9 protein-coding genes and 1 tRNA gene are annotated in these 10,106 nt (G+C 68.4%); 4 read left to right on the top strand and 6 right to left on the bottom strand.

Features of this window, described 5'->3' with window-relative positions:
• The 6 genes from N5J29_RS19150 to N5J29_RS19175 all read right to left on the bottom strand — a co-directional run.
• The coding region (locus N5J29_RS19150; protein ID WP_279924550.1) for a 50S ribosomal protein L25/general stress protein Ctc at window positions 1-583 on the bottom strand (583 nt) is incomplete at its 3' end.
• 109 nt (window positions 584-692) lie between these two features.
• Complete coding sequence (locus tag N5J29_RS19155; RefSeq protein WP_053520289.1) at window positions 693-1,652, bottom strand: ribose-phosphate diphosphokinase; 960 nt, start codon at window positions 1,650-1,652, stop codon at window positions 693-695.
• A 138-nt stretch (window positions 1,653-1,790) separates the two neighbouring features.
• Window positions 1,791-1,867 (bottom strand) — tRNA-Gln (locus N5J29_RS19160).
• Between the two features lie 10 nt (window positions 1,868-1,877).
• Complete coding sequence (gene ispE / locus N5J29_RS19165; protein WP_053520287.1) at window positions 1,878-2,747, bottom strand: 4-(cytidine 5'-diphospho)-2-C-methyl-D-erythritol kinase; 870 nt, start codon at window positions 2,745-2,747, stop codon at window positions 1,878-1,880.
• The gene (gene lolB, locus N5J29_RS19170) at window positions 2,744-3,403 is read right to left on the bottom strand and encodes a lipoprotein insertase outer membrane protein LolB (protein WP_065182863.1); all 660 of its coding nucleotides are present in this window, start codon (window positions 3,401-3,403) and stop codon (window positions 2,744-2,746) included. The genes ispE and lolB overlap by 4 nt, the downstream gene beginning before the upstream one ends.
• On the bottom strand, window positions 3,400-5,085 hold the full coding sequence (locus tag N5J29_RS19175; RefSeq protein WP_180875739.1) for a tetratricopeptide repeat protein: 1,686 nt from the start codon (window positions 5,083-5,085) through the stop codon (window positions 3,400-3,402). Before N5J29_RS19175 ends, lolB begins: the two co-directional genes overlap by 4 nt.
• A 63-nt stretch (window positions 5,086-5,148) precedes the next feature.
• On the opposite strand from N5J29_RS19175, the gene hemA reads away from it, so the two are divergent.
• Genes hemA through ppk2 form a run of 4 tightly spaced genes read left to right on the top strand, consistent with a single transcriptional unit; the run spans window position 5,149 to window position 10,033 of the window.
• The gene (gene hemA, locus N5J29_RS19180) at window positions 5,149-6,432 is read left to right on the top strand and encodes a glutamyl-tRNA reductase (protein WP_164153091.1); all 1,284 of its coding nucleotides are present in this window, start codon (window positions 5,149-5,151) and stop codon (window positions 6,430-6,432) included.
• Entirely contained in the window at window positions 6,410-7,492 is a 1,083-nt protein-coding gene (gene prfA, locus N5J29_RS19185; protein WP_053520283.1) for a peptide chain release factor 1, read from the top strand. Before hemA ends, prfA begins: the two co-directional genes overlap by 23 nt.
• A 5-nt stretch (window positions 7,493-7,497) precedes the next feature.
• Window positions 7,498-9,204, top strand: coding sequence for a tetratricopeptide repeat protein (locus N5J29_RS19190; RefSeq protein WP_065175997.1), 1,707 nt, complete (start codon window positions 7,498-7,500; stop codon window positions 9,202-9,204).
• A 46-nt stretch (window positions 9,205-9,250) separates the two neighbouring features.
• The gene (ppk2, locus tag N5J29_RS19195) at window positions 9,251-10,033 is read left to right on the top strand and encodes a polyphosphate kinase 2 (RefSeq protein WP_053520281.1); all 783 of its coding nucleotides are present in this window, start codon (window positions 9,251-9,253) and stop codon (window positions 10,031-10,033) included.
• The last annotated feature ends 73 nt before the right edge of the window (window positions 10,034-10,106 follow it).

Raw genomic sequence — 10,106 nt, forward strand, 5'->3', positions numbered from 1 at the left:
CTTCCTTGCCGTGCTTGGCGGTGACGATCGCGTCGTCGTGGTCCTTGCCCAGCGCCAGGGCCGGGATTTCCACGCCCTTCGGCAGCTTGATGTTGGACAGGTACACCACGTCGCCAGCAGCCAGGTCGGCCAGGTCGACTTCGATCGACTCCGGCAGGTCCTTCGGCAGGCAGCTGATGGTCACTTCCTTCAGTTCGTGGGTGACCACGACGTCGGCAGCCTTGCCAGCCGGCGAGGTGTCTTCGTTGATGAAGTGCAGCGGGACCGAAGCGGTCAGGGCTTCGTTCTCGTTCACGCGCTGGAAGTCCAGGTGCATGATCAGCTGCTTGTACGGATGGCGCTGCATGTCACGCAGCAGGACCTTCTGCACCTGGCCGTCCAGGTTCAGGTCCAGGATCGAGGCATAGAACCACTCGTTCTGCTGGGCCAGCCAGATTTCGTTGTGGTCCAGGCTGATGGCGACCGGCTCGGCGTTGCCGCCGTACACGATGGCCGGGATCACACCGGCGTGACGCAGGCGGCGGCTCGCACCCTTACGCTGCAGTTCACGCTTGGTGACCTTGATTTCATGGGTCTTCGACATTTTCGACTACTCAGGTTGTTGCCTTGCCCTGCGGCTTGGCGATTGAAGATGCTTCCGCGACCAGAAGCATCCGGGGAAGTCCTTGCCGTTGCCGGCAGGGACGAAAAACTCAGTCCACGTACAGCGAGCTGACCGACTCGCCGAAGGCGATGCGGCGCATCGTTTCGGCCAGCATCTCCGCCACGCTCAGCTGGCGGATCTTGCTGCACACCCGCGCTGCGTCCTTCAGCGGGATGGTATCGGTCACCACCAGCTCGTCGAGCTGGGAATTGGTGATGTTGTCCACCGCCGGGCCCGACAGCACCGCGTGGGTGCAGTAGGCGGCGACCTTGAGCGCACCGCGCGCCTTCAGGGCAGCGGCAGCGGCGCACAGGGTGCCGGCGGTGTCGACGATGTCATCGACCATCACGCAGGTCTTGCCTTCGACGTCACCGATGATGTTCATCACGGTGGAGACGTTGGCACGCGGACGGCGCTTGTCGATGATCGCCAGGTCGGCATCATCCAGGCGCTTGGCCACGGCACGGGCGCGGACCACGCCGCCCACGTCCGGCGACACCACGATCAGGTTTTCCGTGCCGTAGGCGCGCCAGATGTCGGCCAGCAGCAGCGGGGAGGCATAAACGTTGTCGACCGGAATATCAAAGAAGCCCTGGATCTGGTCGGCGTGCAGGTCGACCGTCAGCACGCGATCAGCGCCAGCGGTGCTGAACATCTTCGCCGCCAGCTTGGCGGTGATCGGCACACGCGAGGAACGCATGCGGCGATCCTGGCGCGAGTAACCGAAGTACGGCACCACGGCGGTCACGCTGTTCACCGATGCGCGCTTGAGCGCGTCGATCAGCACCAGCAGTTCCATCAGGTTTTCCGCGCTCGGCGCGCAGGTCGGCTGGATCACGAACACGTCCTGCTTACGGACGTTCTCTTCGATCTCCACCTGCACTTCTCCATCGGAGAAATGAGAGACCAGCGCCTTGCCCGGGCGAACCCCCAGTTCCTTGCAGATGTTCTGCGCCAGACGTTTGTTGGCGTTGCCGGAAAAGACCAGCAGGTTCGGGGACTCTTGCATCATGATTGTCTCGGGCGGGGACGAGTGGCGGGGATCCGGTGGCGGCAAGGACCACGCCGGACCCTTGCTGCTGACAACACCGCGGTTGTTTCCACGTCCCGCGCGGATGATGCGCTGAAGGCGCGGACACAGCCGCATTGGCAGGGGCGGTAGGATTCGAACCTACGAATGCCAGGATCAAAACCTGGTGCCTTGGGCCTCTTGGCGACGCCCCTGCATTTGAAATCAGTGTTGCTCGAGTGCATCCAGCAGCGGCGAACGCGCAACGCCCGCAGCCACCCTGGCCCGCAACTCCTTCGGCAACTTCGCCCGCCCCTGCTGTGCGGCAGTCTGCGATGCGAATTCGACGAAACAACCACTTCCAGAACCGGTCAGTCGCGCGGTACCGATGTCGCTCAACGCGGCAAGTGCTGCCTCGACGGCAGGCTCGCGGCGGCGCAGCACCGGTTCGAACGCGTTCCCGACCAATGCCCCGGAAGCGAAGTCGTCTATTTTCGCCACTGGGCTGTCGCGCGTCAAATCCGGGGCTGCGAACAGGACCGGGGTCGGAACATGAACGCCGGGCTCGACCACCACATACCAGGCCGGTGCCAGGGTGATCGGCTGCAGCCGCTCTCCCACACCTTCGGCCCAGGCGTTACGGCCACGCACGAACACCGGCACATCCGCGCCCAGGCGCAGGCCCAGCGCGGCCAACGCGTCCTCGTCCAGAGCGGCGTTCCAGAGCCGGTTCAGCGCCACCAGCACGGTGGCAGCGTCGGATGACCCACCGCCGAACCCACCACCGGCCGAAATATGCTTTTCGACGATGATGTCGACACCTTGGTCGATGTTGGCGACCTCTTTCAGCATGCGGGCGGCACGTACGGCCAAATCGTCGGCCTCGTCCACACCCGGCAATCCCTCACCCTGCCGACGTACCTGGCCGTCTTCACGCAGGCGCAGGCCGATGCGGTCCCCCCAATCCAGCAGGCGGAACACGGTCTGCAGCTCGTGATAGCCGTCGGCGCGGCGGCCGGTGATATGAAGGAACAGGTTCAGCTTGGCCGGGGCCGGCCACCAGGACCAGCCCGCATCCTCCGCACCCGCGCTCATGGCGCGCCCTGCCCCCACTGGTCCACCAGCAGGCGGACCTTGGCGTCTCCGCTGCTGGCTTCGATCCGGCGCGGCAGGGACGGGCGCCCGGCCTCGGCGGGGTACCAGTCCAGGTACTGGATCTGCCAGCCCATCTGCTGCATGCGGCGCGGGCGGCCTTCGCCATCACGCTCGACCTTGCCCGCGCCGGCGGGATCGGCAACCGCCAGCCCACGCACCCACTCGGGCAGGGAGTTGACCGGGATTTCCCAGCCCGTGGCCTCCAGCAGCAGCTGCTGCGCGTCCTCGCCTTCACGCGGGCCGCCGGCCAGTCCCTCCAGGCGACCGCCTCCATGCTGGCTGTCGCCGGTCAGCTTCCAGCTCTGCCGGGTCACGGGTGCACTGAGCTCGATCACGTAGCGCCGCCCGGCCTGCTGCCAGTCGATGCGTCCACTGCCACCGTCCTTGCCCTTGCTGACCGCTACCCGGCCCTGGAAGGACCACTCCGGCTGCGCCTGCAGCGCCGCCACCCGCGCGGCTTCGGCCTGTGCCGCTTCCGCCGACACGGTCTCGACCACGGCCGGCGCCGGTGTCTTCTGGGTGCCCAGCGACGTACAGGCAGTCATGGCGACGGTCGCCACTGCCAACAGCAGCGGCCGGAACAGGGAAACACTCATGGATTGAATTTCTCGCGGGCACGCTGCAGCGCGCGGTTGTCGGGGTCGAGCCTGGCCGCTTCCTCGAAGAAGTGGCGGGCCTCGTCATGCCGGCCGAGCACCCACAGCACTTCGCCGACGTGTGCGGCGATCTCCGGATCCTTGGCCAGGGTCCACGCACGACGCAGCTGCACCAGCGCCTCTTCGTTGCGGCCCAGGCGATACAGCACCCAGCCATAACTGTCGACGATGGCGGCATTGTCCGGCTCGGCCACGCGGGCACGGTCGATCAGTTCCAGCGCCTCCTGGTAGCGACCGGTGCGATCGGCCAGGGTGTAGCCCAGCGCATTCAGCGCCGGCACGTTCTCCGGCTCGGTGATCAGGATCTTGCGCAGGTCGGCCTCGGCACGGGCAATATCATCACGACGTTCCCAGGCCAACGCCCGCGCGTACAGCAGTGCATTCTCGTCCGGGTAAGCGGCCAGACCGCGGGCCAGCGCATCCAGTTCACCTGCATCGTCGCTGGCGCGCTGCCGCAGTTCCGCTTCCAGCAGATAGGCGTCGCGGCGCACCTCGTCGTCCACGCCGGCATCGGACTGGATCGCGTGTACCTCGTCCAGCGCCAGGCTCTGGCGCCCGGCAAGCGCCTGTGCGCTCGCCGCCCGCAGGCGGGCCTCGCTCAGTTCATCGCCGCCCGGCACGCTGTGATACCACTGCACCGCTTCCGGATAACGCTTCAGATACTCCGCGATCTTGCCCAGCAGCAGGCGCTGCGCCGGGTCCGGTTTGGCGGCCTGCCGCGACAGCTCGCTGTACAGGTTGGAAAGGGCCGCCTTGTCTCCCTGCTTGGCCAGCAGCGACGCCCGCATTCCCCAGGTCTGCACGTCCTGCGGCCCTACCGCCAGCACCCGCTCGGCGGCGGCCGGCTGGTTCAGGCTGTCGTAGGCAATGGCCACCGCGTTGCGCAGTTCCGGATCCTGGCGGGTCTTCGGTTCGACCTCGCGCAGCAGCGCCAGCGCGCGATCGGTCTGCCCCGCCTGCTGCAGCTGGCTGGCGCGCAGCAACGCCACGCGCGGCTCTTCCGGGAAGCGCTTGACCACCTCATCGATCATGCGCCGTGCCAGCTCCGGCTTTTCCATCCGCAGCGCCAGGCGACCGAATTCCTGCCAGGCCTCGATCTTCGGCGGGATGGCGTTGGCATCGACCAGCTCGCCCAGCACCTGCGCCGGCACGGCCGGATCGCGTCCACCGCCGACCAGCGCGGCCAGGGCAAACTTCCAGCCGCGGTCATCGCTGTCCTGCAGCAGGCTCTGCAGCTCGCTGCGGGCCGCCTTCACGTCGCCCTGGCGCATCGCCAGCGCACCGGCCGCGCTGCGCATGGCCAGCGAGCGTGGCGCGCGCTGCTGCCACAGGGCCAGGCCCTGGGCGGCGCTGGCATCGTCGTTGGCCAGCATGGAAATACGGGTCGCGCGCTCGGCCAGGCCGGCATCGCCGTCGCTGCGCTGGGCGGCCTGCAGGTACCAGCGCGCCGCCTCGGCCAGCTTGCCGGCCTGCAGGGCGAACTCGCCGGCCATCACCGGCTCCAGTGCCAGTTCCTCGGTGGCGGCGCCCCGCGCCGGGGGCTTGGCGGGCGCCGCCGACAGGGCCTGGCTGCACGCCAGGGACAGCAGCAGAACACTGGGGATGCGAATCAATGCGGGCATCGTCGGCATCGGGGCCTTAAAATGTCGTCCAATGGCCAGCAGCTTATCGCAAGCAACTGAACAATGACCCTGTGGGTGCTCGGACTGAATCACCAGACCGCGCCGGTGGAACTGCGCGAGCGCGCGGCCTTCGCCGGCGATGCCTTGCCGCGCGCGCTCGGTTCGCTGCGCGACACCCCGCAGATTGCCGAGGCGGTGCTGCTGTCCACCTGCAACCGCACGGAACTGTACGCGGTGGCCGATTCGGCGCAGGCGCTGGACCATTGGCTGCGCAGCCAGGCCGGCGACCTGCAGGGCTACCTGTACCAGCATGCTGACGCCGATGCCGTGCGCCACCTGTTCCGGGTCGCGACGGGCCTGGACTCGATGGTGCTGGGTGAACCGCAGATCCTGGGCCAGGTGAAGGATGCCTGGTCGACCGCGCGCGACCACGGGCTGCTTGGCCAGCGCCTGGACCGGCTGTTCCAGCAGACGTTCTCCGTGGCCAAGCGTGCGCGCACCGATACCCAGGTCGGCGCCAACCCGGTGTCGGTCGCCTCGGCTGCGGTGCGCCTGGCGCAGAATGCCTTTGCCCGCCTGGATGATTCCACCGTGCTGCTGGTCGGTGCGGGGGAAACCATCGAGCTGGCCGCCCGCCACCTCAGCGAAGGCAAGGTGCGGCGGCTGCTGATCGCCAACCGCACGCTCGCCCATGCGCAGGAATTGGCCAGCCGTCATGGCGGCGTGGCCCTGCCGCTGACCGAGCTTGAACGCCATCTGGCCGAGGCCGACATCGTGTTCTCGGCCACCGCCGCACGCGAACCGGTGATCCACCGCGAGACCGTGGCCAATGCACTGCGTGCACGCCGGCACAAGCCGATGCTGCTGTTCGATCTGGCCGTGCCACGCGACATCGAGGCTGAGGTCGGCACGCTCAACGATGCCTTCCTGTACACCGTGGACGATCTGGAACGCGCGGTGGAGGACAATCGACGCGGCCGCCGCGAGGCCGCCGCCGAAGCCGAAGCCATCATCGACCTGCAGGTATCGCGCTTCGTCGAGACCCTGCAGGCCGGCGCCCACCACGCGCCGCTGCGGCAACTGCGTGCCTTCGGCGACGCCACCCGCGCCGAGCTGCTCGAACGTGCCCGTCAGCAGCTGGCCAACGGCAAGCCGGCCGAAGAGGTCATGGAACTGCTGGCCCACGGCCTGACCAACCGGCTCCTGCACCCCCCGACCGCTGCCTTGCGCGCGGCCGCGCTGAGCGGCGATGCCGACCTGACCCGCGCCGCCGAGCGCCTGTTCCCGGCCACGCCGGGTTACCGCCACCCACCCGTGAGAACCGATGACGCCGACCCTGCGCCGTAAGCTGGAAGCGCTGGCCGAGCGCCGCGAAGAACTGGAACGCCTGCTCGCCGAACCCGACGTGGTCGCCGACAACACCCGTTTCCGCGACCTTTCGCGCGAATTCGCCCAACTTGAACCGGTCGCCACCGCACTGGCCGACGAGGCGCGCGCCAAGGCCGACCTGGCCGCCGCCGAGGGCATGCGCGCCGATCCGGACCTGCGCGAGCTGGCCGATGAGGAAATCGCCTCGGCCCAGGCGCGCCTGCAGGAACTGGAGCAGGAGCTGGCCTTGCTGCTGGTGCCCCGCGACCCACGTGACGAGGGCAATCTGTTCCTGGAAGTCCGCGCCGGTACCGGTGGCGACGAAGCAGCGATCTTCGCCGGCGACCTGTTCCGCATGTACGCGCGCTATGCCGAGCGCCAAGGCTGGAAAGTCGAGATCGAGTCCGACAACCCCGGCGAGCACGGCGGCTACAAGGAAGTGGTGGCGCGCGTGGTCGGCCGTGGCGCCTTCTCGCGGCTGAAATTCGAATCCGGCACGCATCGCGTGCAGCGCGTGCCCGCCACCGAATCGCAGGGCCGCATCCACACCTCGGCGGCCACCGTGGCGATCATTCCGGAAGCGGACGAAGTCGATGACATCGTCATCAACCCCGCCGACCTGAAGGTCGACACCTTCCGCTCATCCGGTGCCGGTGGCCAGCACGTCAACAAGACCGAGTCGGCGATCCGCATCACCCACGTGCCGACCGGCGTGGTGGTGGAATGCCAGACCGAACGCAGCCAGCACGCGAACCGCGACAAGGCGATGAAACGCCTGAAGGCGCAGCTGCTCGACGCCGAGCGCCAGCGCCAGGACGCCGCGCAGGCCGAATCGCGCCGCCTGCAGGTCGGCAGTGGCGATCGCAGCCAGCGCATCCGCACCTACAATTTCCCGCAGGGGCGGATCACCGATCATCGTGTGGAAGGCCTGACCCTGTATGACCTGCCCAACATCCTCGCCGGCGATCTGGACCCGCTGCTGCAGCGCCTCAGCCACGAGCACCAGGTGGATGCCCTGGCCCAGCTGTCGGCGGGCTGACGCCGATGTCGGCCTGGCAGCAGCGGCAACAACTGCAGCAGGCGATCGCGCGCCAGCCCGGTGACTTCGTCGCCTGGGTGATGCTGGCCGATCTGGAACTGGAAGCCGGCGACATCGGCGCAGGCGAGCAGGCCGCGCGGCGTGCACTGCAGCTGCGGCCGGACCATCCCGAAGCACTGGCCCGGCTGGGTCGCGTGGCATGGATGGCCGGTGCGCACGCCGACGCTGCGACGCTGCTGGGACAGGCTTCAGCGCGCGCTCCGGAGCATCCCGGCATCGCGCTGTGGCTGGGCCATGCCCTGGAAGATGCCGGCGACCCCGAGGGCGCGGCGGCCGCGTACCGGCGTGCACATGGGCTGATGCCCGACGAACCCTATATCGCCGCCCAGCGACTGGCATGGCAACGCCGCCTGTGCGACTGGCAGGACGTGGAGGCCCTGGCCGCGCAGGTGCGCGGCGCTGTCGCGACCGGGCAGGGCGCGATCGAGCCCTTTGCCTTCCTCAGCGAAGACGCCAGCGCCGCCGAGCAGCTGGCCTGCGCCCGCACGCGCGCCGCAGCCGTGGCCGCATCGGTGCGGCCGATGCCCGCTGTGAAGGTACGGACGCAGGGAGCCCTGCGGATCGGCTTCCTCTCCAACGGCTTCGGCGCACATCCGACCGGGTTGTTGACCGTTGCTCTGTTCGAGCAGCTGGGCCGCCACCCGGAACTGCAGCTGCATCTGTTCGCACTGAACCGGGACGATGGCAGCCGCATCCGCCAGCGGCTGCAGGCGGCAACCCGGCTGCACGATCTGGCGGGGCGCCGCCATGCCGACATCGCTGCCGCCATCCGTGCACAGGGCATCGACCTGCTGTTCGACCTGCGTGGCTGGGGCGGTGGCGGCGCGCCGGAAGTGCTGGCGCTGCGCCCTGCCCCGCTGCAACTCAACTGGCTGGCCTATCCCGGCACATCCGGCGCACCGTGGCTGGATGCGGTGATCGCCGATGCGTTCGTCCTGCCAGCGGCGTTGGCGCCCCACCACAGCGAGCGCGTGGTGTACCTGCCGCGCGCGTTCCAGCCCTCGGACAACACCCGCGCGCTCGAGCCGGCACCGGATCGCGCCGCGTGCGGCCTGCCCGGACACGGCGTGGTGTTCTGCTGCTTCAACAACAGCTACAAGCTCAACCCGCGCAGCATGGGGCGGGCGTTCGCCGTCCTGGCGGCGGTGCCTGGCAGCGTTCTATGGCTGTTGTCCGGCCCCGGCCAGGCCGATGCGCGCCTGCGGGCAGCGGCGCAGGCAGCGGGTCTGGACCCGGCGCGGCTGGTGTTCATGCCCAAGCTGCCGCATCCGCAGTATCTGGCCCGCTATCAACTGGCCGATCTGTTCCTGGATACACACCCGTACAACGCGCACACCACGGCCTCCGACGCACTGTGGGCGGGCTGCCCGGTACTCACCTGCCCGGGCGAGACCTTCGCCGCGCGCGTGGCCGGCAGCCTCAACCATCACCTGGGCCTGGCACGGATGAACGTTGCCGACGATGCGGCGTTCATCGCCACCGCCCGTGCGCTCGGCAACGATCCGGCAGCGCTGGCCGCACTGCGCGCCGAACTGGCACAGGCCCGCGCGCGTAGCGGCGTGTTCGACATGGCCGGTTTCGCCCGCGACCTTTCGGCACTGCTGCAGCAGCTGGCGCACGAGCAGGGCTGGCAGGGCGTCGACGGCGCCTGAGCAACCGCTGCGCTAGGCTGGGCCCTCCTTTCCGCGCGGCATGACGATGGGCAAGCTCAAACGCAAGGACTACGACGAACTTCTGCTGCCGTTGCAGCTGGAACTGACCGCGATGGCCCGCTGGGTGCAGCACAGCGGGCAGCGGTTGCTGGTGCTGTTCGAAGGCCGCGACACCGCCGGCAAGGGCGGCGCGATCCAGGCCATCAGCCAGCACCTCAATCCGCGCCAATGCCGGGTGGTGGCGCTGCCCAAGCCGACCGACCGCGAGGCGACACAGTGGTACTTCCAGCGCTACGTCGGGCACCTTCCGGCGGCGGGTGAGATCGTGCTGATGGATCGAAGCTGGTACAACCGCGCAGGTGTCGAGCGGGTCATGGGCTACTGCAGCGAGAGCGAGTACCAGCAGTTCCTGCGCCAGGCCCCGGTGTTCGAGCAGCTGCTGGTGGATGACGGCATCCTATTGTTCAAGTACTGGCTGTGCGTGGACCAGGAGCAGCAGGAGAAGCGCTTCGCCGAGCGCCATATCGATCCCCTCAAGGGCTGGAAGCTGTCACCGGTCGACCTGAAATCGCGCAGCAAGTACAGCGCCTATACCGAAGCACGGGAGGCCATGCTGCGTGCCACCCATCGCGAAGGTGCGCCGTGGACCCTGGTGGACTTCAACGACCAGCGGCTGGGCAGGCTGACCCTGGTACGCAACCTGCTTGACCGGTTGCCCGACACCCGCGTGGACGCGCCTCTGCCGGAGCTGCCGAAGCTGAAGGGCAAGCTGCATCGCGAGCACTACGATGTGCTGAAGCCGATCGAGGACTTCCCGGTCGAGGAGTAGGGGTTGTCTGCAGGGCCTGCGGCCCTGCACCCGCTACGAGCAACGGCAGAAGCAACGGCAACGGCAGACATAC

This window comes from Stenotrophomonas sp. GD03680 (assembly GCF_029844625.1).
Classification (GTDB): domain Bacteria; phylum Pseudomonadota; class Gammaproteobacteria; order Xanthomonadales; family Xanthomonadaceae; genus Stenotrophomonas; species Stenotrophomonas maltophilia_P.

Bases quoted from the DNA above. Each gene is read 5' to 3' on its own strand.
- N5J29_RS19175 (WP_180875739.1), bottom strand. From the start codon at position 5,085: ATGCCCGCATTGATTCGCATCCCCAGTGTTCTGCTGCTGTCCCTGGCG.
- N5J29_RS19155 (WP_053520289.1), bottom strand. From the start codon at position 1,652: ATGCAAGAGTCCCCGAACCTGCTGGTCTTTTCCGGCAACGCCAACAAA.
- lolB (WP_065182863.1), bottom strand. From the start codon at position 3,403: ATGAGTGTTTCCCTGTTCCGGCCGCTGCTGTTGGCAGTGGCGACCGTC.
- hemA (WP_164153091.1), top strand. From the start codon at position 5,149: ATGACCCTGTGGGTGCTCGGACTGAATCACCAGACCGCGCCGGTGGAA.
- N5J29_RS19190 (WP_065175997.1), top strand. From the start codon at position 7,498: ATGTCGGCCTGGCAGCAGCGGCAACAACTGCAGCAGGCGATCGCGCGC.
- prfA (WP_053520283.1), top strand. From the start codon at position 6,410: ATGACGCCGACCCTGCGCCGTAAGCTGGAAGCGCTGGCCGAGCGCCGC.
- ispE (WP_053520287.1), bottom strand. From the start codon at position 2,747: ATGAGCGCGGGTGCGGAGGATGCGGGCTGGTCCTGGTGGCCGGCCCCG.
- ppk2 (WP_053520281.1), top strand. From the start codon at position 9,251: ATGGGCAAGCTCAAACGCAAGGACTACGACGAACTTCTGCTGCCGTTG.